General features: G+C 71.4%; 25 protein-coding genes and 1 riboswitch. Of the genes, 13 read left to right on the forward strand and 12 right to left on the reverse strand.

From position 1 onward, the window contains the following. Positions 1-26: 26 nt before the first annotated feature. Positions 27-1427, forward strand: coding sequence for a M1 family metallopeptidase (locus ACQUQD_RS22540; protein ID WP_428953934.1), 1401 nt, complete (start codon positions 27-29; stop codon positions 1425-1427). A gap of 6 nt (positions 1428-1433) precedes the next feature. Here the strand turns inward: ACQUQD_RS22540 and ACQUQD_RS22545 are convergent, their stop codons facing one another. The 3 genes from ACQUQD_RS22545 to ACQUQD_RS22555 form a co-directional block, all read right to left on the reverse strand. Next, positions 1434-1952 (reverse strand): GNAT family N-acetyltransferase, encoded by a 519-nt coding sequence (locus tag ACQUQD_RS22545; RefSeq protein ID WP_428953935.1) that lies wholly within the window; start codon positions 1950-1952, stop codon positions 1434-1436. Between the two features lie 36 nt (positions 1953-1988). After that, positions 1989-3260, reverse strand: a complete 1272-nt coding sequence (locus ACQUQD_RS22550; protein WP_428953936.1) for a hypothetical protein — start codon at positions 3258-3260, stop codon at positions 1989-1991. 228 nt (positions 3261-3488) lie between these two features. Beyond that, positions 3489-4064 carry a TerD family protein gene (locus ACQUQD_RS22555; RefSeq protein WP_428953937.1) on the reverse strand — a complete coding sequence of 192 codons (576 nt, stop codon included), beginning with the start codon at positions 4062-4064 and terminating at the stop codon, positions 3489-3491. 160 nt (positions 4065-4224) lie between these two features. Here ACQUQD_RS22555 and arfB point away from each other — a divergent pair, with 160 nt between their 5' ends. Beyond that, entirely contained in the window at positions 4225-4650 is a 426-nt protein-coding gene (arfB, locus tag ACQUQD_RS22560) for an alternative ribosome rescue aminoacyl-tRNA hydrolase ArfB (RefSeq protein WP_428953938.1), read from the forward strand. A 168-nt stretch (positions 4651-4818) separates the two neighbouring features. On the opposite strand, the gene ACQUQD_RS22565 is transcribed toward arfB, so the two are convergent. Beyond that, on the reverse strand, positions 4819-5412 hold the full coding sequence (locus ACQUQD_RS22565) for a flavin reductase family protein (RefSeq protein WP_428953939.1): 594 nt from the start codon (positions 5410-5412) through the stop codon (positions 4819-4821). Positions 5413-5759: 347 nt separating this feature from the next. Between ACQUQD_RS22565 and cdgB the strand changes: the two genes are divergently transcribed. Together cdgB and ACQUQD_RS22575 are read left to right on the forward strand one after the other, a co-directional pair. Continuing rightward, a complete protein-coding gene (gene cdgB / locus ACQUQD_RS22570; protein WP_428953940.1) occupies positions 5760-7466 on the forward strand; it encodes a diguanylate cyclase CdgB in 1707 nt (568 codons plus the stop codon). A gap of 112 nt (positions 7467-7578) precedes the next feature. Continuing rightward, the gene (locus ACQUQD_RS22575; protein WP_428953941.1) at positions 7579-8538 is read left to right on the forward strand and encodes a carbohydrate-binding protein; all 960 of its coding nucleotides are present in this window, start codon (positions 7579-7581) and stop codon (positions 8536-8538) included. 25 nt (positions 8539-8563) lie between these two features. Here ACQUQD_RS22575 and ACQUQD_RS22580 read toward each other — a convergent pair whose 3' ends face one another. The 3 genes from ACQUQD_RS22580 to ACQUQD_RS22590 all read right to left on the reverse strand — a co-directional run bounded on the left by ACQUQD_RS22580 (position 8564) and on the right by ACQUQD_RS22590 (position 11754). Continuing rightward, positions 8564-9514, reverse strand: a complete 951-nt coding sequence (locus ACQUQD_RS22580; RefSeq protein ID WP_428953942.1) for a 1-phosphofructokinase family hexose kinase — start codon at positions 9512-9514, stop codon at positions 8564-8566. A gap of 126 nt (positions 9515-9640) precedes the next feature. Further along, positions 9641-10786 carry an N-acetylglucosamine-6-phosphate deacetylase gene (gene nagA, locus ACQUQD_RS22585; protein WP_428953943.1) on the reverse strand — a complete coding sequence of 382 codons (1146 nt, stop codon included), beginning with the start codon at positions 10784-10786 and terminating at the stop codon, positions 9641-9643. Continuing rightward, positions 10786-11754 carry an ROK family protein gene (locus tag ACQUQD_RS22590; protein WP_428953944.1) on the reverse strand — a complete coding sequence of 323 codons (969 nt, stop codon included), beginning with the start codon at positions 11752-11754 and terminating at the stop codon, positions 10786-10788. The genes nagA and ACQUQD_RS22590 overlap by 1 nt, the downstream gene beginning before the upstream one ends. Positions 11755-11981: 227 nt before the next feature. Here ACQUQD_RS22590 and ACQUQD_RS22595 point away from each other — a divergent pair, with 227 nt between their 5' ends. Genes ACQUQD_RS22595 through otsB form a run of 3 tightly spaced genes read left to right on the forward strand, consistent with a single transcriptional unit; the run spans position 11982 to position 14355 of the window. Beyond that, positions 11982-13199, forward strand: coding sequence for an ABC transporter substrate-binding protein (locus ACQUQD_RS22595; protein WP_428957629.1), 1218 nt, complete (start codon positions 11982-11984; stop codon positions 13197-13199). A 10-nt stretch (positions 13200-13209) separates the two neighbouring features. After that, positions 13210-13446 (forward strand): DUF3263 domain-containing protein, encoded by a 237-nt coding sequence (locus ACQUQD_RS22600; RefSeq protein ID WP_428953945.1) that lies wholly within the window; start codon positions 13210-13212, stop codon positions 13444-13446. Positions 13447-13500: 54 nt separating this feature from the next. After that, positions 13501-14355 carry a trehalose-phosphatase gene (otsB, locus tag ACQUQD_RS22605; protein WP_428953946.1) on the forward strand — a complete coding sequence of 285 codons (855 nt, stop codon included), beginning with the start codon at positions 13501-13503 and terminating at the stop codon, positions 14353-14355. 58 nt (positions 14356-14413) lie between these two features. Here otsB and ACQUQD_RS22610 read toward each other — a convergent pair whose 3' ends face one another. From ACQUQD_RS22610 to ACQUQD_RS22620, 3 genes are all read right to left on the reverse strand, one after another. Further along, positions 14414-15796, reverse strand: coding sequence for an alpha,alpha-trehalose-phosphate synthase (UDP-forming) (locus ACQUQD_RS22610; RefSeq protein WP_428953947.1), 1383 nt, complete (start codon positions 15794-15796; stop codon positions 14414-14416). A gap of 89 nt (positions 15797-15885) precedes the next feature. Next, positions 15886-18003 (reverse strand): DUF11 domain-containing protein, encoded by a 2118-nt coding sequence (locus ACQUQD_RS22615; protein WP_428953948.1) that lies wholly within the window; start codon positions 18001-18003, stop codon positions 15886-15888. A 38-nt stretch (positions 18004-18041) separates the two neighbouring features. Continuing rightward, positions 18042-18989: a glucosyl-3-phosphoglycerate synthase gene (locus ACQUQD_RS22620; protein WP_428953949.1), complete on the reverse strand. Its 948-nt coding sequence runs from the start codon at positions 18987-18989 to the stop codon at positions 18042-18044. Between the two features lie 179 nt (positions 18990-19168). After that, positions 19169-19324, forward strand: a riboswitch (SAM riboswitch). Between the two features lie 18 nt (positions 19325-19342). On the opposite strand from ACQUQD_RS22620, the gene thrC reads away from it, so the two are divergent. The 5 genes from thrC to ACQUQD_RS22645 all read left to right on the forward strand — a co-directional run bounded on the left by thrC (position 19343) and on the right by ACQUQD_RS22645 (position 24452). After that, complete coding sequence (gene thrC / locus ACQUQD_RS22625) at positions 19343-20641, forward strand: threonine synthase (RefSeq protein ID WP_428953950.1); 1299 nt, start codon at positions 19343-19345, stop codon at positions 20639-20641. Positions 20642-20679: 38 nt separating this feature from the next. Beyond that, a complete protein-coding gene (locus tag ACQUQD_RS22630) occupies positions 20680-20955 on the forward strand; it encodes a MoaD/ThiS family protein (protein WP_428953951.1) in 276 nt (91 codons plus the stop codon). Between the two features lie 432 nt (positions 20956-21387). Beyond that, the gene (locus ACQUQD_RS22635; RefSeq protein WP_005486335.1) at positions 21388-21594 is read left to right on the forward strand and encodes a cold-shock protein; all 207 of its coding nucleotides are present in this window, start codon (positions 21388-21390) and stop codon (positions 21592-21594) included. 308 nt (positions 21595-21902) lie between these two features. After that, positions 21903-23528 carry a chaperonin GroEL gene (gene groL / locus ACQUQD_RS22640; RefSeq protein WP_428953952.1) on the forward strand — a complete coding sequence of 542 codons (1626 nt, stop codon included), beginning with the start codon at positions 21903-21905 and terminating at the stop codon, positions 23526-23528. 189 nt (positions 23529-23717) lie between these two features. Beyond that, positions 23718-24452, forward strand: coding sequence for a DUF6215 domain-containing protein (locus ACQUQD_RS22645; protein WP_428953953.1), 735 nt, complete (start codon positions 23718-23720; stop codon positions 24450-24452). Here the strand turns inward: ACQUQD_RS22645 and ACQUQD_RS22650 are convergent. Next, positions 24431-24718, reverse strand: a complete 288-nt coding sequence (locus ACQUQD_RS22650) for a hypothetical protein (RefSeq protein WP_428953954.1) — start codon at positions 24716-24718, stop codon at positions 24431-24433. The genes ACQUQD_RS22645 and ACQUQD_RS22650 overlap by 22 nt on opposite strands. Before the next feature lie 135 nt (positions 24719-24853). Further along, entirely contained in the window at positions 24854-25030 is a 177-nt protein-coding gene (locus tag ACQUQD_RS22655) for a hypothetical protein (protein ID WP_428953955.1), read from the reverse strand. Positions 25031-25094: 64 nt separating this feature from the next. On the opposite strand from ACQUQD_RS22655, the gene ACQUQD_RS22660 reads away from it, so the two are divergent. Then, positions 25095-26144, forward strand: a complete 1050-nt coding sequence (locus ACQUQD_RS22660; RefSeq protein WP_428953956.1) for a hypothetical protein — start codon at positions 25095-25097, stop codon at positions 26142-26144. Positions 26145-26201: the final 57 nt, after the last annotated feature.

The following is a 26201-nucleotide window of genomic DNA, read 5'->3' on the forward strand; positions in this document are numbered from 1 at the left end:
GACGGAAGGGGTCATAGGATCACGAGGTGCGCACCCCCCACCGCCTCGTGGTCCTGCCTCTCCTGCTGGCCCTCGCCGCTCTCCCGGCCTGCTCCGGCGGCGTCCACGGCACCCCGGGCGCCGCGGGCCTGCGCGACCCGTACTTCCCGAAGCTGGGCAACGGCGGCTACGACGTCACCCACTACGCCCTCGCCCTCGCCTACGACCCGGACACCCGCCGCCTCACCGGCAGGGCCGACATCACGGCGAAGGCGCTCCAGGACCTCAGCGCGTTCAACCTCGACCTCAAGGGGCTGACCGTCGACCGGGTCACCGTCGACGGGAAGCGGGCCGTGGGCAGCCGCGCCGGGCACGAACTGACGGTGCGCCCGCACGACGAACTGCCCAAGGGCGGCACCTTCCGCACCACCGTCCGCTACTCCGGCGAGCCCGTCACGATCACCGACCCGGACGGCTCCGAGGAGGGCTGGCTGCGCACCGCCGACGGCGCGCTCGGCCTCGGCGAACCCACCGGCTCCATGGCCTGGTTCCCCGGCAACAACCACCCCTCCGACAAGGCCACGTACGACATCACGGTCACCGTCCCCAAGGGCGTACAGGCCGTCTCCAACGGCGAGTTGAAGAGCGAGCGGAAGTCCGCCGACGGCCGGCGCACCACCTACGCCTGGCACGTGCCGCAGCCCATGGCGAGCTATCTGGCGACCGTCGCCGTCGGCCGGTTCGAGACGCACCGCTCCACGACCGGCTCCGGGCTGCCGGTGTACACCGCCGTCGACCCGTACGAGGCCGAGGCGAGCGAGAAGGTCCTCGCCCGGCTCCCCGAGGTGATCACCTGGGAGACGAAGCGGTTCGGGACGTACCCGTTCTCCTCCACCGGCGCGATCGTCGACCGGGACGGCGACGCCGGGTACGCCCTGGAGACCCAGAACCGGCCCGTCTTCCCCGGCGCCCCCGACCTCGGCACCCTCGTCCACGAGCTGGCCCACCAGTGGTACGGCGACTCGGTCACACCGAAGTCGTGGCGCGACATGTGGCTCAACGAGGGCTTCGCCACGTACGCGGAGTGGCTGTGGGACGAGGACCACGACGGCGACACGGCCCAGCAGACCTTCGACGCGCTGTACGAACGCCCGGCGGGCGCCGACATCTGGTCCTTCCCGCCCGCGAAACCGTCCAGCGCCGCGCACGTCTCGGACACGCCCGTCTACCAGCGCGGCGCGATGGTCCTGCACAAGATCCGGGAGACGGTCGGCGACACCGCGTTCTTCGCCCTGCTGAAGAGCTGGCCCGCCGCCCACAAGTACGGCAACGCCGACACCGACGACTTCACGGCGTACGTCGAGAAGAAGAACCCGGGCAAGGCCGAGGCGCTCGCGGACGTCTGGGACGTCTGGCTGTACGGCGACGGGAAGCCGGACCACGCCTGACAGGACCTAGCGTGCGAGCTGCTTCCTCAACACCCGGCAGGGACGCCCGCGTTGAATGTCCGCGCGGCGGTCGATCTCCGTGTAGCCCAGAGCGGTCCAGAAAGCGAGGGCTTGCGTGTTGGCGTCGAGCACGGCGAGGCGCACGGCGGTCCGCCCGGCGGCCCGGAACCGCTCCTCGACCGCCGACGCCAACTCCCGCCCCAGTCCCCGGCGCTGACGTGCCGGGTCGATCATCAGCAGCCCGATCCACGGGTCCGGGTCGGCCGGATCGGGGTGCCGTTCGAGCGTCACGGCGATCCCGGCGAGCCGTCCGCCGGCCCGCGCGAGCAGCACCTCGGCGCCGGGCTGCGCCAGCTCGTCGGCGAGCGCGACCGCGACCTGCGCCGCGGTGATGCCGTCCGGGTCGGGGAAGTCACCGCTGAGGGCGAAGAACTCCCGGTGGGCGGCGTACAGCTCGGTCACCTCGGTGAGCACCTCGCCGGGCAGCGCGTGGTCGGGGCCGGGGTCGAGCGGTTCGAGGATCATGGGGCGAGCGTAGGAGCCCCGGACGCCCGGTGCGGCTCAGGCGTCGGTGCGTCGCCGCCGCGCGACGACCACGGCGCCCGCGCCGAGTGCCACGGCGCCGGCGGCGAGCGCCAGCGTCGGCACGGCACCGGAGGATCCCGTGGAGGCCAGATCGCCGTCGTGCTGCTGACCGCCGCTGCCGCCGGTGGACCCGGCCGGCTCACCGGAGGTGCCGCCCTGCGGGGTGTGACCGGGCTCGGGACGGTCCTTGTCGGGGACGTCACCGGGGCCGGCGTCGCCCGGGGTGCCGGCGTCGCTGCCGGCCGTCAGTACGGAGAAGTCGTACCGCTTCATCGGGCCGAGCACGCACGGGTTGTACGCGTCGGCGGCGTCGCCCGCCACGAGCGCGAACGCCTTCATGGCCGGGGTCTTCTCCGCCAGGGTGAGGCGCAGCCGCACCTCGGCGGACGAGCCGGGCTTCATCGCCTCGATGGTCGTCGGGTGGTCGTTGTCCTGCTCCAGCTCCTGCCAGGGGGCGCCGTCGCGCGACCACTTGACGGTCATGAAGTGCTGGCGGTCGTTCGTGGCGTCCAGCCGGAACAGCATCAACGGCCGCACGGTCAGGGTGCGGTCGGTGCTGTTGGCGACGGTCAGCGAGAAGTCCGTCGTGGTGCCCGCGACGACCTTCCGCGGCAGGCCCTCGGCCAGCACCGTCAGATCGTCCGTGCGCACGCACTCCTTGGCGGTGTCGAGCGCCTCGTGGGCGTTCTTCTTCTCCTCGGCGGCCTTCTTCTCCGCGTTGATCAGGGCGTTGTAGTCACGGCTCGCCGCGACGCGCGCGTCGTCCATCGCGTCGGCCGTCCTCTTGCGCTCGGCCTTGGCCTCCCGCTCGGCGTCGGCGGCCTTCGAGGCGGCGGTGCGGGCCGCCTCCAGCTCCTGCTGAGCGGCGGGCTTGCCGGCCTCGTCCGCGTTCGCGAGCTTCTCCTCGGCCGCGGTGACGGCGGCGTCCGCGCTCTCCCGGTCCTTCGTGGCGGCCGTGGCGGCCTTGTCCGCGGTGAGGAAGGCGGCGCGCAGCGGGTTCGTGTCGTCGTGGTCGAGGGCGTCGAAGAGCGCGTGCAGCTTCTCCAGGCCGGCCTTCTTGTCGGCCGCCGCCTTCTCGTACGCCGTGTCCGCGTCGTCGGCGGCCTTCTTCAGCTCGGCGTAGGTCGGCCGCGCGGACTCCTCGGCCGTCACGCCCGGGGCGGCGAAGGCCGGGGCGGTGGCCAGACAGAAAGCGGGGACGGCGGCGGCGGTCGCCACGGCGAGGGAGAGGGTGCGGCGCAGATTCACGGACGGGATCGTACGGTCGTGAACGGCTTCGCGGCGGAGTGATCGGCGGCGGCCGGCGCCGGGAGCGGATCACAAACCGGTGCAAGAGCGGGCAGTTGCTCCCGGTTCCCATGGTTTCCCTGTGAGGTTTCTCCAGGGGCTCGTACGTGACCGGCGGCCCCGCGGGAGAAGAGTGCGAGGGGCGTACCGGCGTCGTCCGCCGGTACGCCCCTCGGCCGCTCAGCGAGATCAGACGTTCACGCCGAAGTCCTGCGCGATGCCGACCAGGCCCGAGGCGTAACCCTGGCCCACGGCGCGGAACTTCCACTCCGCCCCGTTGCGGTACAGCTCGCCGAAGACCATCGCCGTCTCGGTGGCCGCGTCCTCGGAGAGGTCGTAGCGGGCGATCTCGGTGCCGCCGGCCTGGTTCACGATGCGGATGTACGCGTTGCGCACCTGGCCGAAGTTCTGCGAGCGGTTCTCCGCGTCGTAGATCGAGACCGGGAAGACGATCTTGTCGACGTCGGCGGGCAGCGCCGCCAGGTTCACGTTGATCGCCTCGTCGTCGCCGGCGCCCTCGCCGGTGCGGTTGTCACCGGTGTGCACGATCGACTGGTCCGGCGTCTGCTTGTTGTTGAAGAACACGAAGTGGCCGTCCGAGTAGACCTTGCCCTGCGTGTTCACCGCGATCGCCGAGGCGTCGAGGTCGAAGTCGGTGCCGGTGGTGGTGCGGACGTCCCAGCCGAGGCCCACGGTGACGGCGGTCAGGCCCGGAGCCTCCTTGGTGAGCGAGACGTTGCCACCCTTGGACAGGCTTACAGCCATTGCGGGAGTCCCTTCCCTCGTTAAGTTCGTACGTGCGTAGCCGAAGCTACTCGTACCCCTATGAACGCGAAGCGGGTACCGGAGGTTCCAGGTGTCTTTACTTTCTTTACCCGGCTGAAAACCGGGTGACGGAGCGGCCCGCGCACGCGACCATGGAGACATGTCCGGTCCCTATCCCATCCGCGGCTCGGTCGTCCTTCCGGAGGCCGAGCTCCTGTGGCGTTTCTCGCGGTCGTCCGGGCCGGGCGGACAGCACGTGAACACCAGCGACTCGCAGGTGGAGCTCCGCTTCGACCTGGCCGCCACGAAGGCGCTGCCCGAGGTGTGGAAGGCGCGCGCCCTGGAGCGGCTCGCGTCCCGCCTGGTGGACGGCGTCGTCTCCGTGCGGGCCTCCGAGCACCGTTCGCAGTGGCGCAACCGGGAGACGGCGGCGGTGCGGCTCGCGGCGCTGCTGGCGGAGGCCTCGGCGCCGCCGCCGAAGCCGCGCCGGCCGACCCGTGTGCCCCGCGGGATCAACGAGCGCCGGTTGCGGGAGAAGAAGGCGCGCTCCGAGACCAAGCGGGGGCGCTCCGCGCGGGACTGGTAGGCGGTCACGGGGGTGCCGCTTGCCGGTCTCGTCGCCGGGTGCGCGTCCGGTGGGGCTTCTCGCGCAGTTCCCCGCCCCCCTGAGATGCGCACTGCGTGCGCCATCTCAGGGGGGCGGGGTCTCACTCACCCGCACCCGTCAACGAAAGCGCCCGGTGACGGGCGGGGCTCAGCCCAGTCCCCGGTACCGCCCCCGGAAATACGTCAGCGGGCCCCCGTCCGCGCTCGGCAGGGCCGCGCCGAGGACCCGGCCGATGACCAAGGTGTGGTCACCCGCGGGGACCCGCCGCTCCGTCCGGCACTCCAGCGTCGCCAGCGCCCCGCCCACCAGCGGAGCGCCCGTGTGCTCGCCCCGTACGTACGGGATGTCCTCGAACAGCAGCCGGTCGCTGATCCGGCCCTTCATGGCGAAGCGCCCGGCGATGTGGCTCTGCGACTCCGAGAGCATCGACACCGCCCACAGGGGCTGCTCGTCGAGGAGGTCGTCCATGCGGGAGCCGTTGCGCAGCGAGACCAGGACCAGCGGCGGGTCCAGCGAGACCGACATGAAGGCCGTCGCCGTCATGCCCGCGTCCTCCCCGGCGGGGCCGTCGGGGTCGAGCGCGGGTTCGTGCGAGGTCAGCAGGACGACACCCGCGGCGAGACGGGACAGGGCGGCGCGGAACTCGTCGTTGCTCACCCCCTCAGGATGCCCGGCGGACGGGGTCGCGGACGGGACGTGCGGGGAGGGGAGTGCTGGCGTGGCAGGGGGAGTTTTCAACACGCTTCCGACGCTAGCCCCGTGCTCGGCCGCACCACATCGGACCGACGGCCGAGACCGGTCCTAGGACCCTCGGCGGACGCTGCGCGGATATGCTCCGGTTCGCTCCGTCCCGTCCCGGTTCCCGCGTTCGGCAAACGCACAGAATGCCCCCGGGATCGTCCTCCAACCCTTCATATCCTGCTGTGACTTGAGTCACAGGAGCCATATTTTGTTGACCCTGTGTACCGAGTGCACAGCTCGCTGTGATTCAGTGGCGGTCGACACTACGAAATGAACGTGCTCCTGCACGTGCGAAGCGAGCCGATCAGAATTCTGGAGTGCTGTCGAGGTCTCGGGGAGAACTGAGCATGGAGACCGAGTCGGAGCCCTACGTCCGTCTTGCGACCCTGCGTCAGCTGCACCAGGTGATGGCGGACATGAACACCGCCCGAAGCCTGGCCGACACTTTGCAGACGGTCGCCGACGGTGTCGTCAACGGGCTCGGTTACGAGCTGGCGTGCGTGAACCTCGTACGCCCCGACGGGGACCTGGTCGTCGCCGCCTTCGCCGGGAACTCCGCCGCCGAGGCCCTCATCACCGGCCGCGTCGGCTCCCGCACCTCCTGGGACCGCCGTCTGGCCATGGGCGAGGACTGGGGCGAGCTGCGCTTCATCCCGTACACCGAGGGCTGGGTCCTCGACGAGGACGACGTGCCGCAGTGGTTCACCGACGGCCCGCCGCCCCGCTTCGAGGACGAGTGGCACCCCTCCGACCGCCTCTTCGCCCCCATGTACGCGACCGGCGCCTCCGGCGGTGAGCTGCTCGGCGTCATATCGGTCGACCGCCCGCGCAACGGCCGCAGGCCCGGCGCCTGGGGCCGTGAGGCCCTGCAGATGTACGCCTTCCAGGCCGCCATCGCCATCAGCAACGCCCGGCTGCGGGCCAACATGCAGCGCGCCCTCGTCCGGCTCGAGCGGGAGCAGCAGGCCCTGCGCGCCAGCGAGGAGAGCTTCCGGCAGGCCTTCGAGTACGCGCCCTCCGGCATGGCCATCGCCGAGATGGGCGGCGACCAGCACGGCCGGATCCTGCGCACGAACGACGCGCTGTGCCGCCTGCTCGGCCGCCCCGCCTCCGCGATGCGCCGCTACTCGTTCTCCGACCTCGTGCACCCGGAGGACATAGGCACCCTGCTGCGCACCTCCGCGGAGGGCGGCCGCGCGGAGCTGCGGCTCGGGCGGCGCGACGGCACGTACGTCTGGGTCTCGCTGCGCAACTCCGTGGTGGCCGACGCCGCCGACGGGCCGCGTTTCCTGCTCACCCACGTCGAGGACATCGAGGACCGCAAGCGCCGCGAGCTGCAGCTCGCCCACCGGGCCTCGCACGACTCCCTCACCGGCCTGCCGAACTCGGCCGAACTGCGCTCCCGGCTCTCCGCCCGGCTCTGCCGGCGCCCGCAGGACAGCAGGCCCAGCGCCATCGACTCGCTCGACGCGGCCTACGGGGACCACGGCCCCCATGCCGCCCACGCCGCGCACGGCTCGGACACGAACGGGCACGGCTTCGACTTCGCCGCCGCCGTCCCGCACCAGTCCGGCCTGTACGAAGGGTTCGACGGCTTCGACCACCATGTGCACGTGGTCGCGCCCGAGGGGGACGGGCAGGACGTCGACGACGGCACGAAGGGCCTCGCCGTCCTCTTCTGCGACCTCGACGGCTTCAAGTCGATCAACGACCGGTTCGGGCACAACGCGGGCGACGCCGTCCTCATCGAGGTCGCCCGGCGTCTGACCAGCGGCGTCCGGGACGGGGACACGGTCGCCCGGCTCGGCGGCGACGAGTTCGTGGTGCTCGCCGACGGGCTCGGCCGCGCGGATGCACAGGACCTCGCGGTCCGGCTGCGGAACGCCATCATTCCGCCGATCCGGGTGGACGGCCGGGCGGTGCGCGTGGGGGCCAGTTTCGGCATCGGCTGGGCCCACTGCGGCATGACCGCGGAAGAAGTGCTGCAATCCGCTGACCAGCGGATGTACGTGGAGAAAAGATCACGTGCCAAGCAGCACCGGCGCGCGGGCTGACGGGTCGCGGCGGCCCGGTCCGCAGGTTTCGGTGAGGTCAAGGCCACTCCTTCGGGTCACTCGCAGCGGGTACGCTCGCCTCGGTAAGCACACGCGTAGGGAGTGATCAGGGATGGCGCCCGGCAACAACGGCGCGAGCACCACGCCCGAGGACGACGATCCGTTCGGCTATCTGTACGCCGACGGACAGGCGGCCGGGGCGACCCCGCCCAGCGGCGGGGGCGGCGGCTACGGCTACCCGAATCCCCGCTCCTCGTACAACCAGGTCCGCACCGTCGGCGAGCGCCAGTACGGCCAGCAGGTCCCGCCGCAGCAGCAGACCGCCGCGTACAACCAGCCGAACGCCTACTACCAGGCACCCGAGACGATGCCCGGCGGTGGCGCCCCGACGCAGCCGGGTCCGCCGCAGGCGCCCGGGCGCGGTGGCGGCGGCCGGGGCCGCGGTCCGAACACCAAGGCGCTGCTGATCGGCGCGGTCGCCGTGGTCGCGGCCGTCGTCATCGGCATCGGCGTCGCCATGCTGGGCAGCGGCTCGGACGACGACAAGGGCGACGACGCGGCCGGCAAGCCGTCCGGCGACTCCCAGTCGGTGCAGCCCAGCGAGACGCCCTCGCAGTCGGCGTCGGCGGAGCCGCTCGACCTGCCCAAGACCGACGCGAAGGCGCTGAAGCTGGCCGGCGGCACCGTCACCGCGTCCGACGTCAAGGGCGCGAAGGCCGCCGGCGGGGTGTACATCGCGGGGTTCAACAAGGTCGGCGCGAGCGTCACCTGGACCGTCAACGACATCCCGAAGGACGGCTCCTACCGGCTGTACGTGAACTACGGCGTGCCCGGCAAGGACTCCGACGCGACGATCAACGTCAACGGCACCAAGCAGGACCGGCCGCTGAACATGAAGAACTTCGCCGGCGCCAAGGAAGGCGACTGGGAGAAGGGCTGGACGAACACCTGGGCCATCGTCCAGCTCACCAAGGGGACGAACGCGATCACGGTCTCCTGCGAGCAGGGCAACCAGTGCGACGCGAACCTCGACCAGATGTGGCTGACCGGCAAGGACGGCCAGAAGAGCTGAGCCGCACCACGACCCTGACGGGGCGTCACCCAGGACCGGGCAGGTCCTGGGCGGCGCCCCTTCTTTCTGCCACGGCGACCTTGCCGACCAGGGACTCGTACGTCCCGCGGTCGAACTCCCCGGCCACCGGCGCCACCACCGTCGCCGCCGACAGCGCGACCGCGCGGGCCAGGCGCTGGGGCCAGGGCAGGTGCTCGACGTGGCCGGAGAGCAGGCCCGCGACCGCGGAGTCGCCCGCGCCCGTCGGGTTGCCCGCGAGTCGCTCGGGGACGGGGGCCTGCCAGGCGCCGTCCGGGGTCAGGGCGCACAGCCCCTTCGCGCCGAGCGAGGCGACGACGGCGTGCGCGCCGCGCCTGCGGGTGTCCTTCATGGCCTGCAACGGCTCGTGGGAGCCGGTGAGTTCGGCCAGCTCGTCCGCGTTCGGCTTCACCATGTCGGGGCGGGCCGCGATGCCGCGGCGCAGCGGTTCGCCGCTGGTGTCGAGGAGGACCGGGACGGAGGCGGCCCGCGCCGCCCGCACCAGCGTCCCGTAGGCGCCGACGGGGACGCCCGGCGGCAGGCTGCCGCACAGGGCCACCGCGGAGGCGGACCGCAGCAGATGCTCGTACGTCTCCTGGAAGGCGGCCCACTCGGCCGGGGAGATCAGCGGACCCGGCTCGTTGAGCTGGGTGGTGTCGCCGGTCGAGGCGTCGACGACGGCGATCGTGCGACGGGTCGAACCGCTGACGGGGACCAGGGCGTCACACACGCCCTTGGAGCCGAGCAGCTGGTCCTGGAGCGTGCGTCCCGTGGCGCCGCCCGCGAAGCCCGTCACCGTCACCTCGTGGCCGAGTGCGGCGAGCACCCGGGCCACGTTCAGCCCCTTCCCGCCGGGGCGTTCGGTGACCTCGGTGACGCGGTGCGAGGCGTGCGGGCGCAGCGCCTTGACCTGATAGGTGATGTCGAGCGCGGTGTTCAAGGTGACCGTGAGGATCACAGGACCTCGCCCCCCGATGGATACGCGTACGTGCAGTAACGCTTTCAGTTACGGGGGCTGATCATGCCAAAGTCAAGGCGGTTGGCCCAGCCCTCGGACCAACCGCCCCTTCAACTGTCGGGCGTATCAGCCCAGTTCGGGCTCGACGAGCCACTCGCCCTTGCGCATGACGCCCTTGAGCTCGAACTCCGCGTCCAGGACCACGAGATCGGCGTCCTTGCCGGGCTCCAGGGAGCCCACCTTGTCGTAGATTCCGAGGAGTGCGGCCGGGTTGGCCGAGATCGCCCGGACGATGTCCTCGACCGGGAGGCGGTCGACGGTGGCGGCGCGCTTGAACGCGCGGTCCAGGGTCAGCGTCGAGCCCGCGATGGAGCCGCCCTCGACGAGCCGCGCCACGCTGTCCTTCACCTCGACCTCCATCGGGCCGAGCATGTAGCGGCCGTCGCCGAAGCCGGCCGCGTCCATCGCGTCGGTGATGAAGGCGACCTTCTCGCCGCCCTTGTGGTGGAAGGCGAGCTCCAGGGCGGCCGGGTGCAGATGCGTGCCGTCGTTGATCAGCTCGACGGTGATCCGCTCGTCCTCCAGGAGCGCCGCGATCGGGCCGGGCGCGCGGTGGCCGAGGGCGGGCATCGCGTTGAAGAGGTGCGTGGCGACGGTGGCGCCCGCGTCGATGGCCTCCACCGTCTGCTCGTACGTCGCGTCGGTGTGCCCGATCGCGGCGATCACGCCCTGCTCGGCGAGCATGCGGACGGAGTCGATGCCGCCGGGCAGCTCGGTGGCGAGGGTGACCATCTTCGCCCTGCCGCGGGCCGCGTCGACCAGCTTGCGCACCTCGGCCGGGTCCGGGTCGCGCAGCAGCGTCTCGTCGTGGGCGCCCTTGCGGCACGGCGAGATGAACGGGCCCTCGAAGTGGATGCCCGCGATCTCGCCCTGCTCGGCCAGCTCGGACAGCAGGCCCGCGCGCTGCGTGAGGAAGTCCGTCTCGCCCGTCACGAACGACGGGACGACCGTCGTCGTGCCGTGCAGGCGGTGGGTGTGGATGCCCTTGAGGATCTCGTCGACCGTGCCGGAGGTGAAGGACGCGCCGCCGCCGCCGTGGTTGTGCATGTCGACGAAGCCGGGCACCACCCAGTGGCCGGAGAGGTCGACGACCCCGGCGTCGCCGGGAGCGCTCCCGGCGATCTTCGTGCCGTCGACGATGACGCGTCCGTCGGGGACGGTCCCGGTGGGCAGCACCACCTGGGCACCGGCGAGCACCTTTGCTGTGGCCATCAGGCGGTTACCTCCGTGTTGGTCGGGTCGTCCTTGTTGTCTTCGGTCTCGGCGGCGAGAAGGTCCCAGGCGAGCAGCCCCGCGCCCAGGCATCCGGCGGTGTCCCCGAGGACGGCCGGGACGATCGTGGGGAGCGACTGGAACGTCACGCGCTCCGCGACCGCCGCCCGCAGGGGTGTGAACAAGGTTTCCCCGGCCTCGGCGAGACCGCCACCGATGATCAGGGTGCGCGGGTCCAGCAGAGTGAGCGCCATGACGAGTCCGTCGGCGAGCGCGTCCACGGCGTCCTGCCAGACCTGCACCGCCCGCGGGTCCCCGGCGTCGACGGCCCGCGCGCAGTCCGCCGCGGTGGCCTTCTCGTCGCCGCTCGCGGCCTGCCAGGCCAGGGTGACGGCGGACGCCGAGGCGTACCGCTCCAGGCAGCCGCGCTGACCGCAGCCGCAGGGCACCCCGCCGGGCCGGACGACGACATGGCCGATCTCGCCGGCCGAGCCGTGCGCGCCGGGCTCGATCCGGCCGTCGATGCCGATGGCGCCCGCGATACCGGTGCCGAGCGGCATGAACAGGAAGCGGTCGGCGTCCTTGCCGGCGCCGAGCCGGCCCTCGCCGAGCCCGCCGGTGCGCACGTCGTGGCCGAGCGCGACCGGGATGGCGCCGAGCCGCTCGCTCAGCAGGGCCCGCATCGGCACGTCGCGCCAGCCGAGATTGGCGGCGAACAGGGCGATGCCGGCTCCCTCGTCGACGACGCCGGGCACCGCGACGCCGGCCGCCACCGCGGGCTCGCCGAGGTGCTTCTCGCCGTACGCGCGCAGCTCGGCGGCGAAGCCGAGTATGGTCTCGACGACCGCCTCGGGCCCCCGCTCGCGCTCCGTCGCCCGGCGCGCCTGATGCAGCAGCGTGCCGTCCGCCCCGACCAGGGCGGCCTTCATCCCGGTGCCGCCCACGTCGAGGGCGATGACATGTCTCACGGGGAACAGTCTCGCGCGTACACCCGTGAGAGGTCTAGTCCACTCGCATGGATCTTGCGCAGATACCGCCCTGTTGCCGAAGTGAGATCCAGGTGGTGTAGACCTTAGGGTTCGGTCCCGGGGGATCCCCGGGGACCCGCGACGTCACGCGTGACACACATACGAGGGTGGGAACAGCGGTGCAGCGGCACATCACCGGTCTGATAGCGGCAGCGGCCGCGCTGGGCATGGCGGGCACGCTCACCGCCTGCGGGGGAACGGGCTCCGGCGGCGACGTCACGCTGAAACTGGTCGCCGCCGACTACGGCGACTCGTCGGCCAACAGCTCCCAGAAGTACTGGGACAAGCTCGCCGCCGCCTTCGAGAAGGACCACCCCGACATCAAGGTCGACGTCGACGTCTACTCGTGGAACGACGTCGACGCCAAGGTCAAGAGCATGGTCGACGCCGGCCACGCCCCGGACATGGCACAGATCGGCGCGTACGCCGACTACGCCGCGGCCGGGAAGCTGTACCCGGTCAGCGATCTGCTCGACGTGCCCACCCAGGCCGACTACCTGTCGCAGCTCGCCGACGCGGGCAAGGTCGACGGCACCCAGTACGGCATGCCGTTCGCCTCCTCCACGCGGCTGCTGTTCTACAACAAGAAGCTCTTCAAGGACGCCGGCATCACGCCGCCCACCACCTGGGCGCAGCTGGAGGCCGACGCCAAGGCGCTCAAGGCGGCCGGGGTGAAGATCCCGTACGCGCTGCCGCTGGGCCGCGAGGAGGCCCAGGCCGAGACCATGATCTGGATGCTGAGCGGCGGCGCCGGCTACACCGACGACGTCGGCTCGTACACCATCGACTCCAAGCAGAACGTCGCGACGTTCGACTGGCTGAAGAACGACCTCGTCGGCAAGGGCCTGACCGGCCCCACCGCGCCCGGCAAGCTCAACCGGGCCACCGCCTTCGCCGCGTTCGCCAAGGGCGAGGTCGGCATGCTCAACGGCCACCCCACACTGATGCGCATGGCCGCGAAGCAGGGTGTCGACTACGGCACCGTGCAGCTGCCGGGGCCGAACGGCCCGGCCAGGTCCACGATGGGCGTCGCCGACTGGATGATGGCGTTCAAGCAGAACGGCCACAGCAAGCAGGTCGGCGAGTTCCTCAACTACGTCTACAGCGAGAAGAACGTCCTGGACTTCTCCCGCGAGTACGACCTGCTGCCGGTCACCAACAGCGCCTCCGAGACCATGTCCGACGCCCAGGAGGACAAGAAGCTCTGGCCGTTCCTGGCCAGCCTCACCAACTCCGAGATCTACCCGGTCGGCAAGACGTCCTGGGCCTCGGTCAGCGCCGACATCAAGGACCAGATCGGCTCCGCGCTCACCGCGAACACCAGCCCGGGCGCCGTGCTCGGCCGGATCCAGAACCAGGCGGCGGCCGCCGAATCCGCCGAGTAGCGTGGCGGGCATGGACGACCTTCCCGGCCTGGGCGAACGCGAGCGCGCGGTGCTCGCGTTCGAAGGGCGCGGCTGGGAGTCGCCGGGCGCCAAGGAGCGGGCCATCCGCGAGGAGCTCGACCTGGCGCCGGTGCGCTACTACCAGGTGCTGAACGCGCTGCTCGACGATCCCCGGGCGCTGGAGCACGCGCCGGTGACCGTGAACCGGTTGCGGCGGGTCCGCGACAGCAGGCGCCGGGAGCGGTGAGACCGGGGTTCCCCACGCCCCCAGGACGGCCGTGCCGCGGCTAAGGTCGGTCGCATGGTGAGCCCCCAGGACGACCTCTGGACCCCGACCACCTCCGCCGGGCGCGACGGCCTGGCCGCTATTGTCGCCCGGCCCTCCCGGGCGGTCGTCGCCGTCGACTTCGACGGGACCCTGGCCCCGATCGTCCCCGACCCCGAGCAGGCCCGCGCGCACCCCGACGCCGTACCGGCCCTCGCCGCGCTGGCGCCCCGGGTCGCCTCCGTCGCCGTCATCACCGGGCGGCCCGCCGGGGTCGCGGTCCGGCACGGCGGCTTCGCGGGGGTGCCCGGCCTGGAGCACCTCGTCGTCCTCGGGCACTACGGCGCCGAGCGCTGGGACGCGGTCACCGGCACCGTACGGGCCCCCGCGCCGCACCCCGGGGTCGCCGCGGTGCGCTCCGAACTCCCGGGCGTCCTCGCGGAGTCCGGGCTGTGGCACGACACGTACGTCGAGGAGAAGGGCCGGGCCGTCGCGGTCCACACGCGGCGCGCGAGCGACCCCCAGGGCGCGTTCGAGACCCTGCGCGCACCGCTGACCGCGCTCGCCGCGCGGCACGGGCTGATGGTGGAGCCGGGCCGGATGGTCCTGGAACTGCGCCCGCCCGGCGTCGACAAGGGGGCGGCGCTCACCGAGTACGTCCGTGAGGTCGGCGCGGAGTCCGTCCTGTACGCGGGTGACGACCTGGGTGACCTGCCCGCGTTCGCGGCGGTGGAGAAGTTGCGGTCCGACGGGATGCCCGGGGTGCTGGTGGCGGCGGACACGGTGATCGCCGAGCTGGCGGAGCGGGCGGACCTGGTGCTCGACGGCCCGCCTGAGGTGGTGGGCCTGCTCGGGTGGCTCGGGGCCGTGGCGTCCTCGTCCGCCGGGTGACCGTCTCGTCGCCGGGTGCGGCCCCACTCACCCGCACCCGGCGACACAGCCCAGAACCTCAGTCCTGACGCAGCGCCTCCAGCTGATCCAGGAACCACTGCCCGGGGGGCAGCGCGGTCCCGGCGGCAGCCAGCCGTTTCGTTCGCTCCGCCCGCTCCCCCTCCGGCATGGCGAGCGCCGCGGCGAGCGCCGCGGACGTCCCGGTCACGTCGTACGGGTTGACGACCAGCGCGTCCTCGCCCAGTTCCTCGAACGCCCCCGCCTCCCGGGACAGCACCAGCACGCAACCGTCGTCGCAGACGACCGGTACCTCCTTCGCGACGAGGTTCATGCCGTCGCGGATCGGGTTGACGAGGGCCACGTCCGCGAGCCGGTACGCCGCGAGCGAGCGCGCGAAGTCGTCCTTGACGTGCAGCACGACCGGCGTCCAACCCTCGGTGCCGAAGCGGGAGTTGATCGACTCGGCGACGCGGGAGACCTCGTCCGTGTAGTCGCGGTACACCGCGAGGTCCTGGCGCGAGGGGTACGCGAACGCGACGTGCACGACCTTCTCCCGCAGCTCGGGACGGGTCTCGAGCAGCAGCTCGTAGGCGCGCAGCCCGCGCACGATGTTCTTCGACAGCTCGGTCCGGTCGACCCGGACGATCACCTTGCGGTCCGCGCCCACCTGCTCCCGCAGCGCGGCGAGCCGCTCCTCGACATCGGGCCGGTGGGCGCGCTCCCGCAGGAAGTCGGCGTCGGCGCCGAGCCCGTGCACCCCGATCCGCGTCCCCGACGTGCCCCCGAGGATCCGCGTACAGCACTCGGTGAACGCGTCCGCCCAGCGCCGGGTCAGGAAGGCCAGCCGGTCCGCGCCGAGCATCCCGTTCAGGAGCTGCTCGGCGATGTCGTCGGGCAGCATCCGGAAGTAGTCGACGGGCGCCCAGGGCGTGTGCGAGAAGTGCCCGATCCGCAGGTCGTCGCGGAGCTCGCGGAGCATGCCCGGCACCAGTGCCAGGTGGTAGTCCTGCACCACCACCGTCGCGCCCGGCGCGGCCTCCTCGGCGAGGGCCTCGGCGAACGCCCGGTTGTACGCCTCGTACGACGCCCACTGCCGACGGAACTCCGGGCCGAACGACGGCTCCAGAGGCGTCTGGTAGAGCATGTGGTGCACGAACCACAGCACCGAGTTCGCGATCCCGTTGTACGCGTCCGCGTGCACGCCGGCGTCGATGTCCAGCATCCGCACACCCGGTTCGGCGACCCCGCGCCGGACCGCCTCCCGGTCGCCGTCGCCGAGCGCCGCGCACACCCACAGCTTGTCGTCGACGACGCTGAGCGCGGACACCAGACCGCCCCCGCCGCGCTTCGCCTCGATCGTTCCGTCGTCGCCGACGGCGTACGAGACGGGGCCGCGGTTGGACGCGACGAGAACCTCAGCAGCACCAAGAGTGGAAGCCATAGGGGCACGCTAGCCCGGCCCGGAAGCGTTCAAACGTACGGCCGGACCCCGTCAGGGGTCCGGCCGTATACAACGCCCTCAGCGGCAGGTCAGTCCTTGCGGCCGCGCACCGCCGCGAGGATCAGCGCGCCGAGCCCGCACAGCGAGACGGCGAGCCCTCCGTACAGCAGCGCCTGCGAGCTGTCGGCGCCCGTCTCGGCCAGCTCGGGGCCGGTCGGGTGCGGCGGCGTCGGCCGGGCCTGCTGCCGCTTGGTGACGATGACCGCGGTGCACGGGTCGTCGCCGCCGCGCGCGCGGGCCGAGCAGGTGGTGTTCGGCACCTCACCGGTCACCGGGATCACGGTGACCGCGCCGGGCGTGCAGGAGACCTTGACGTTCTCCTTGATGACGACCTTGCCGTGGGCGGGCACGGTGCCGGTCCAGTGGAAGGCCGAGCCCTTCTTGGTGACCGTGCCGGCCGAGGCGGTCGGGGTGCCGACGGCGCCCTTCGTGGGCCAGGAGATCGCGGCGTTCCGGCGCGGGGTCCCGCTGCTGTTGCGCAGGGTGATGGTGTCGCGGACCGTGGCGCACGGGGGAGCGGTCGGGGTCGCCGGCCGGTTGACGATCTCCAGGTGCGGGGTGGGGCCCGGCGGTGTCGTCGGGGGCGTCGTGGGCGGCGTCGGCTTCTCGATGACCGGCGTGAAGCCGCAGTTCGGGTCCTGCGAGTCCTCCTCGCAGTTGGTGCGCGGGGTGTCGGCGGTCACGTTGTTGGTGAGCTTGCCGTCGCCGTCGAGCGGGTCGTGGAGCGTGGCGCTGTAGGTGATCGTCGCGGTCTGCCCGGCGGGCACGTCGCCGCGCCAGTTCAGCTTCGGGCTCGCGTACGTGACCTGGCCCAGGCTGGCCTTGGCGTCGCCGTTGTAGTCGGCGTCGTCCAGCACGTCACCGAGGTCGTCGCTGAGCTGGGCGCCCGGGTAGTCGACCTCGCCGATGTTCTTCGCGGTGATCGTGTACGTCACCTTGCCGCCCGGCGCGACCTTGCTCGGCGCGGCGCTCTTCTTGACCTCCAGGTCGGGTACCGGCACGGAGAAGGCGAGCGCCGAGGGCACGTAGGTGTCGCCCTTGGTGCGGAACGTCAGGCCGGCCGAGGTGGAGCCCGGTGGCAGCGCGCTGGACGGGATCGTCACGTCCTTGGCGTCGATGCTGAAGTTGTTGCGGTCGCAGGGCTGGTCGCAGCCGTCGGCCTTGCTGTTGAAGAAGTTGTTGGTGCCGCTGCCGTCGGCCTCGGCGATCTGCTGCCCGTTGACCAGGAACTGGTCGCCCGCCACGTTCGCGTCGCCCTCGTACGCGGTGACGCTGGCGCGCACGTCGCCGCCGCCCGCCCGGTAGAAGCCGTCGATGTCGATCGTGGTGTCGGGGTCCTTGGACTGCTGGACCACGTGGCCGCCGTACACGTAGACGTTGCGGCGCGTGGGCGCGTACTGGGCGTTCGGTGCGTCGTACTTGTAGACGACGGTCAGCGACCAGCCGCCGACGCAGCCCTTGCCGGTCGGGGCCCAGACGTTGCCGACCGCGACCGGCACCTCGGTGCCGGTCGTGACGCCGGAGAACAGCGAGGTGATGTCGGACTCGGCGGTGTAGTAGTGCGGGCCGCCGACCTCGGCCGGGGTGCGCACCGCGTTCTGCACGGTGGCGGGCGTCTCGGCGCCGGCGCCGATCCTCACCACGGGCCGCGTGGTGAGCGGTTCACCGGCCGGGGAGGTGGCCGGGCCGGCGGTGTCGCAGCGCGCGATCTGGTTGCGGCCCAGCTTGTACGTGCCGTCGTTGCCGCCCCAGAAGAGGCGGGCGTAGGCGACGGTGGCGCCCGGCGGGATCGTCACCTTGCCGGTGGAGGAGTTGACGACCGTCGAGGACAGCCCGGCCGTGTCCGTGTACTGCATGTCGAACTGGTTGTTGTTCTCGGTGCTCGTGCCCGCCTGCGCGGACCGGCAGCGCGCCGCGTCGTCCGCGGGCGTGGTCGGGCACCGCATCACGGTGTTGCCGAGCGTGATGAAGTCGCCGTAGAGGGCTTCCTCGTACCGCTTGGCGAAGGGTTCGACCACCACCGCCGAGGCCGGAACGGCCGCTGCGACGAGGGTCGCGGCGGCCGTGGCCGTGGCGGCGAGGGTCCCGGCGAGGCGGGTGGCGGCGCCTGTGAGCCGCCGGTTGCTTCTTGCGTGTCTAAGCCACATAAGCGGCAATGTAGGCAAAAAGCATCATCACTCAGTGGCTATGCGACGCGACGCTCCGCGTACTCACTGATTTCGGTCATCGGGGGACGCTCCTCCGTGTCCACCTCGTACGTCCGCGGCTCGAAGCCGCCCTCCCCGCGCTCGAACTGGGTGAGCACGGGCCGCACCAGATGCCCGCGGGCCAGCCGCAGCTGCGCCGTGCGGTAGATCGCGGCGGCCATCCGCCCGAGCGCCTGCCCGTCCTGGTGCCGGTGCTTGCGCACCCCCACGTCGACCTGGGCCAGCGCGTCCAGGCCCACGGTGTGCAGGGCGTCCACGAGCAGCCCGAGCTCCACGCCGTACCCGACGGGGAACGGCAGTCGCTCCAGCAGCGACCTGCGGGCCGCGTACTCGCCGCCCAGCGGCTGGACGAATCCGGCCAGCCGGGGCCAGTGCAGATTGAGGATCGGGCGCGCCATCAGCTCCGTGACACGGCCGCCCTGCCCGGCGGCCCCGCCCAGCGGACGGTCGTACATCGCCTTCACGAAGGCCACGCCCGGGTCGGTCAGCAGCGGCCCGACGATCCCGGAGACGAAGTCCGCCGAGAACTCCTTGAGGTCCGCGTCGACGAAACACACGATGTCGCCGGACGTCACGAAAAGTGAACGCCATAGCACCTCGCCCTTGCCGGGCCGCACCGGGATCCGCGGCAGGACCGTGTCCCGGTGCACGACGCGGGCCCCGGCCGCCGCGGCGACCTCGGAGGTGCGGTCCGTGGACCCGGAGTCCACCACCACCAGCTCGTCGACGAGCGGCACCGCCTCCGTCATCAGCTCACGCCGGATCACGGCGACGATCTCCCCGACCGTCTCCTCCTCGTCGAGCGCGGGCAGCACCACGCTCACCGTCTGGCCGGACGCGCGCTTCGCGGCGATGAGCTGGTGCAACGAGCGGTCGGCCACGGACCAGGAGCGCCGCTCAAGCCAGCGCTCGACTTCTTCCAGCACGGTCTGCGGCTCCTTATCGGCGGGGCGGTATCGGTCGATGTGATCCATCTCGCGGTTCGGACGACTATCTCAAGGGTCCAGGCCGTCGGTTACAGTCTTGAACAAGGCCGGTGACCATCGCATGTCGGGGTCGCCGCCCGGTGTCAGCGCGTATCAGGGCGCGACACACAATCGAATACCGCTCATCCAGAGGGGCAGAGGGATACGGCCCGTTGAAGCCCCGGCAACCCTCCAGCCGGTCTCGTACGACTGTCATCGTCGACGTCGCGAGGCTCCCGGCTAGGGAAGGTGCCAAATCCGTCTCGTGGCGAGATGCGCCGCGAGGAAGATGAGGAGAAAGGGCCTCGCCTCTCATGGCTGTACAGACTGTCGCCACCACGACCGCCGCGAACACCGTCGACCTCGGCCCCGCGTCCGGCCTCTCCTGCCGCGAGTGCGGCACCACGTTCCCGCTCGGACCGATCTTCGCCTGCGCCGAGTGTTTCGGGCCTCTGGAAGTCGCGTACGACCTGCCCGTCGGCGACCCCGAGGCACTCCGCAAGCAGATCGAGGCGGGCCCGGCCAACGTCTGGCGCTACGCCCCGCTGCTGCCCGTCCCGGCCGACGTCGCCGAGAAGCCGAACCTGAACCCGGGCTGGACCAAGCTGGTCAAGGCCGACAACCTCGCCCGTGAACTCGGCGTCGAGCAGGGCAGGTTGTTCGTCAAGGACGACTCCGGCAACCCCACGCACTCCTTCAAGGACCGGGTCGTCGCGCAGGCCATCGAGGCCGCCCGCGCCTTCGGCTTCACCACGCTGTCCTGCTCCTCCACCGGCAACCTGGCCGGCGCCGTCGGCGCCGCGGCCGCCCGCGCCGGCTTCCGCTCCTGCGTGTTCATCCCGCACGACCTGGAGCAGGGCAAGGTCGTCATGGCCGGTGTCTACGGCGGTGACCTCGTCGCCATCGAGGGCAACTACGACGACGTGAACCGTTTCTGCTCCGAGCTCATCGGCGACCCGCTGGGCGAGGGCTGGGGCTTCGTGAACGTGAACCTGCGCCCGTACTACGGCGAGGGCTCCAAGACGCTCGCGTACGAGATCTGCGAGCAGCTCGGCTGGCAGCTGCCCGACCAGCTGGTCATCCCGATCGCGTCCGGCTCGCAGTTCACGAAGATCGACAAGGGGCTGCAGGAGCTGATCAAGCTCGGCCTCGTCGAGGACAAGCCGTACAAGCTCTTCGGCGCCCAGGCCGAGGGCTGCTCCCCGGTCTCGGTCGCGTACAAGGGCGGCCACGACGTGGTGCGCCCGCAGAAGCCGAACACCATCGCCAAGTCGCTGGCCATCGGCAACCCGGCCGACGGGCCGTACGTCCTGGACATCGCGCGCCGCACGGGCGGTGCCGTGGAGGACGTGAACGACGAGCAGGTCGTCGAGGCGATCAAGCTGCTCGCGCAGACGGAGGGCATCTTCGCGGAGACGGCGGGCGGCGTGACGCTCGGTGTCACCAAGAAGCTCATCGAGGCCGGGCTGATCGACCCGTCCCTGACCACGGTCGTGCTGAACACGGGTGACGGGCTCAAGACGCTCGACGCCGTCGCCGATTCATCGCAGGCGACCGCGACGATCCGGCCGAGCCTGGAGGCGTTCCGCGACGCCGGTCTCTCCGCCCACTGAGCCACCATCCGACCCAGCAGCAACGGGAGTCACCCATCATGAGCGTCAACGTCCGGATCCCCACCATTCTCCGTACCTACACCGGCGGCCAGGCCGAGGTGAGCGCCGAGGGCGCCACGCTCGCCGATGTCATCACCGACCTGGAGAAGAACCACACCGGGATCGCCGCCCGCGTCCTCGACGACCAGGGCAAGCTGCGCCGCTTCGTGAACGTCTACGTGAACGACGACGACGTCCGCTTCGAGCAGGGGCTGGAGACGGCGACGCCGGACGGCGCCGGGGTCTCGATCATTCCCGCCGTCGCCGGCGGCTGATCTTTCCCTGTTCCACGCAGAGTTACGTGAATTGCCCCCTCCGCGAGAGAAGCGGAGGGGGCAATTCTGCATGGTTGAGCGCGGTACAGTTGGGGAAGCCGCTTCCTTCTGCCGCCCGGTGCATGACGGGCGCATATGAGTTCTCGCCCGAACCGCGACAAGAAGCAGCCAAAGTGCCCGGCCCTTTCGAGCTCTTTATGGCATTTGTGCGGCCCGACTTGCCCTGGGATCCGGTGAGTTGGCCCGGTTTCCCCGATCGTGGGCGCCCAGAATTCTCGTCCGATTGACCTGTTGCAGACGGCAGTTGGGCAGATACATTCAGCCGCGGTCGACGCGTTCCGGCGCACACCCCCAAACCCTTTGGGGAGTGAGGTCTGACCCGGGACCGCGAAGTGCGGTCTCGCGCAAGGGCCAGTAATAGGGGAGTTAGGCATGGCTCAGGGCACCGTCAAGTGGTTCAACGCGGAGAAGGGGTACGGCTTCATCGCGGTCGACGGTGGTGCGGATGTATTCGTCCACTACAGCGCGATTCAGATGGACGGCTACCGCACCCTCGAAGAGGGTCAGCGAGTGGAATTCGAGATCTCGCAGGGCCAGAAGGGGCCGCAGGCCGACATGGTCCGCCTGGCCGCCGGCTGAAGCGCGTCACGACTGACAGGCTTCGTACGAGCGAAGGGTCCGTGTCCCCGCCAGGGGGTACGGGCCCTTCGTGCTGTGCGGGCACCGGGGGCGGGCGTCGGGGATCTGTGGTAGCCGCTTGCACTCGCAGGGGTCGAGTGCTAATCATTGGCGTTAGCACTCTCCGAGTGAGAGTGACAGAACTTGGATCGGGTCGGTGAGGTCCGGGAGCCGGGTGGGGCAAGGAACCACAAGGCTCAAGGGCCGTCCGTCGCGGGCACCAGCACGGTCCGTTTGCGTTTCCACCCCGTCCGGGAGGACCACTTCACATGGCCAAGATCATCGCGTTCGACGAGGAGGCACGGCGCGGCCTCGAGCGCGGCATGAACCAGCTCGCCGACGCCGTCAAGGTGACCCTGGGCCCCAAGGGTCGCAACGTCGTCCTCGAGAAGAAGTGGGGCGCCCCCACGATCACCAACGATGGTGTGTCCATCGCCAAGGAGATCGAGCTCGAGGACCCGTACGAGAAGATCGGCGCCGAGCTGGTCAAGGAGGTCGCGAAGAAGACGGACGACGTCGCCGGTGACGGCACGACGACCGCGACCGTCCTGGCCCAGGCCCTGGTGCGCGAGGGTCTGCGCAACGTGGCCGCCGGTGCCAACCCGATGGCCCTCAAGCGGGGCATCGAGAAGGCCGTCGAGGCCGTCTCCGCCGCTCTCCTTGAGCAGGCCAAGGATGTCGAGACCAAGGAGCAGATCGCTTCCACGGCCTCCATCTCCGCCGCCGACACCCAGATCGGCGAGCTCATCGCCGAGGCCATGGACAAGGTCGGCAAGGAAGGCGTCATCACCGTCGAGGAGTCCCAGACCTTCGGTCTGGAGCTGGAGCTCACCGAGGGTATGCGCTTCGACAAGGGCTACATCTCGGCGTACTTCGCCACCGACATGGAGCGTATGGAGGCGTCGCTCGACGACCCGTACATCCTCATCGTCAACTCGAAGATCGGCAACGTGAAGGACCTCCTTCCGCTGCTCGAGAAGGTCATGCAGTCCGGCAAGCCGCTGCTGATCATCGCCGAGGACGTCGAGGGCGAGGCCCTGTCGACCCTGGTCGTCAACAAGATCCGTGGCACCTTCAAGTCCGTCGCCGTCAAGGCCCCGGGCTTCGGTGACCGCCGCAAGGCCATGCTCGGCGACATCGCCATCCTCACCGGTGGCACCGTCATCTCCGAGGAGGTCGGCCTCAAGCTGGAGAACGCCGGTCTCGACCTGCTCGGCCGCGCCCGCAAGGTCGTCATCACCAAGGACGAGACGACGATCGTCGACGGCTCCGGTGACAGCGACCAGGTCCAGGGCCGCGTCAACCAGATCCGTGCCGAGATCGAGAACTCGGACAGCGACTACGACCGCGAGAAGCTGCAGGAGCGCCTGGCGAAGCTCGCCGGCGGTGTTGCGGTCATCAAGGCCGGTGCCGCGACCGAGGTCGAGCTCAAGGAGCGCAAGCACCGCATCGAGGACGCCGTTCGCAACGCGAAGGCGGCCGTCGAGGAGGGCATCGTCGCCGGTGGTGGCGTGGCCCTGCTGCAGGCCTCCGCGGTCTTCGAGAAGCTGGAGCTCGAGGGTGACGAGGCGACCGGCGCCAACGCCGTGAAGCTCGCCCTGGAGGCCCCGCTCAAGCAGATCGCCGTCAACGGTGGTCTCGAGGGTGGCGTCGTCGTGGAGAAGGTGCGGAACCTGGCCGTCGGCCACGGTCTGAACGCCGCCACGGGCGAGTACGTCGACATGATCGCCGAGGGCATCCTCGACCCGGCCAAGGTGACGCGCTCCGCGCTGCAGAACGCCGCGTCGATCGCCGCGCTGTTCCTCACCACCGAGGCCGTCATCGCCGACAAGCCGGAGAAGGCCGCTGCCGCGGGCGCTCCGGGCGGCATGCCGGGCGGTGACATGGACTTCTGAGCCGTCTCACGGTTCAGCCGGTCTGTTCGTCCCGAGGGCGGCATCTCCTCTTCACGAGGGGGTGCCGCCCTCGGGCGTTTCCCCGTTCCCGGGTTCCGCACAGGAATCCTCTTGTCCCCTTGATCGTCACGGGTTACTGTCCCCGGGCGCGTACTGGGGAGTAGTGCGCAATCACGGCAGGTGGGGGACATGGCCGACAGTGACGGTGTGCCGGAGAAGAGCATGAACGCGTGGGGGCAGGCCATCTCGGCCGTCGCGCTGGTGGGGGCGCTCGCCGTGGGGTTCTGGGCGATCGCGCGGGACTCGGCGTCCGACCAGGGCGGTGCGCCGGAGGCCGCCGCCTGCTCGGGCGGGGCGCCGGAGAAGGGCGACAAGGCGGCCGGCCGGGTGTACGGGGCCCAGCTGTGCAAGGCGCTGAACCAGAGCGAGCTCGCCACCTGGCTGGGGACGCCCGGCGAGGTCCCCAAGAGCGCGAGCGGCAGCGGCGACGGGTCGATCGGCTCGGGCAGCAGCAAGATCCCGTACCGGTCGGCGCGGATCGAGTTCGAGACGTACACGGTGACGCTCTCGGCGACGTACGACAAGCTGCCGGTGGACGCGGAGTCCGTGGCGTTCCTCGGCCGTGACGTGCACGCGCAGAAGGTGTTGCGCCGCGCCGCGGTCTTCTACTCGACGCAGACCCTGGGCATCCGCTTCCGGCTCGACGGCTCGGACGCCGAGAGCACGCAGGGGGTACCGGCCGAGGCGCTCACCGTGGCGCTCGACCCGAAGAACCGCGGCGGCTCCTACGAGCTGGCGGTGTGGCGCAACGGCGGCGGCTACCCGGACCGGACCGTGCTCCTCGAGGTCGCGGAGCACGTGCTCCCGGTGGTCCCCGGCTTCGACTCAGGGACGACGCTGCCTCAGGACGCGCCCTCCTCGTAACTGGCCCACGCGTCACGGCCCGCCCGGGACGCGCTCGTCGCCGCCGTCTGGGCCTGCCGGAACGCGCGCTGCGCCAGCTCGGCGGGCGGGACGTCCCAGCTGCCGGTCCAGGTGCGGCCCGCGCGCGCCAGCTCGTAGACCAGTACGCCGATGCCCGCGGCGGCGGTGAGCATGCCGATGCCGGTCAGCGCGGCGCCGGTGGCCAGCCGCCGCTGGTCGGGGCGGAACTCGGTCCAGGAGATCTTGGAAAGGGTGCTCTCAGCCATGGGGCCAGGATGCGGGAGGGCGGGCGCGGTCGCATGTGGAGCGCGGGGCGGGCGGCGGCGCTCAGCCGGCGGTGGGGCGGACACCGTCGTCGACGATGAAGTCCAGGGCGTCGTAGCCCCGCGTCTTCGGGCTGCTCAGGGCGTAGGCGTGGAGGCAGAAGCCCGTGTCGGTGCCGCGGGCGGTGACTCAGTGGTCGGCGCCGCGAACAGCAGCCAGCCGGTGACCAGGGCCAGTCCGATGGGGTTGCGCGGGTTGTGGACGGAGCGGCTGGTGCCCCCACCGCTGCGTATGAAGACGCGGTCATCATCCATGAGGGCATTCTGGTACGGGAGTTGCGGGCGAAGAGCGGAGCGGGGGGAGCTCAGGATGGCGCGGGTGGTGCGGAGGGGATTCGGATGGCTGCTGTTGGTGGCCGTGGTGCTGGCGGCCGCTGCGGGGGCGGTGGCCACGAAGGTGTCGGGGACGGTTGCCGAGGAGCGGGCCTGGAAGGCGGCCGGGCCGTGCCGGGCCGGTGCGCCCTTCGCGGAGTCGGCCGGGTGCCGGTTCCGGGAGCCCGCCGTCGTCGGGCGGACCGTGGTGGGGCACAGCAGGTCGGGCGGGGACAGCTGGCTGTACTTCCGGGACGGCAAGCCGTTCGGGCGGCTCAATGTCTCCAGCGATGACGCCGCCGCCTTCCAGCCGGGACAGCGGGTCGAACTCGTCTACTGGCAGCGGAAGGTGCGCCAGGTGACGGGGGCCGGGCACACGGCCGACCTGGCCGTGCCGGACGGCGGCGAGGTCGCTGCGGCGGTGGTGGCGCTCGGCTGCGCCGGGGCGGGCGTGGCGGCGGTGGCGGCGCTGCGGTTCCGGTTCCGGCGGCGGCCGCACGACGAGGTGCGGCCCTCGCCGGTGGGGTTCGTGGTGCTGGCGGTGCTCAGCGCGGCCTGGCTGATCCCCCTGAGCTACTTCCGCCCGACGACGCTGTGGCAGGAGCCCGCCCTGTACGTGGGTCTCGTGGTCACCGGGGCGCTGTGCGTGCCGATATGGCGGGCGGCGCGGCTGTGGGCCCCGGCGGACTTCGGGGCGGCGCCGCCCCCGCCGGACGACCGGGAGGTGTTCGTGCGGGCCGCCTTCCTGGACGACACCGCGTACAACCCGGACGGTTTCGGCACGCACCTCGTCCTGGGCGGCGGGCAGCCGGCGGCCGTGGTGCCGCACGGCGGGCCGGGCCGGTTCGCGGCCCGGGACGTGCCGGTCGGGCAGCTGCGGCTGACGGAGATACGCCGGGTACGGGCCGGCGACGGGGAGACGGTGTCGCGCGGCTGGTACGTCGCCGTGTTCACGGACGGGGCGGACGGGAGCGAGGTACGGCTCGGTGCCGAGCCCCGTCAACTGGCCCTGGTCCTACGGGCGTTCAAGGAGTACGGGGCCGTCGTCGCGGTGTGAGGCCGCCGCCGGGCCCCGGTGGCGGACGGGTACGAGGAGGGGCGGCACCCCGTGACC

Source organism: Streptomyces sp. cg35 (assembly GCF_050410835.1).
In the GTDB taxonomy this organism is placed as follows: domain Bacteria; phylum Actinomycetota; class Actinomycetes; order Streptomycetales; family Streptomycetaceae; genus Streptomyces.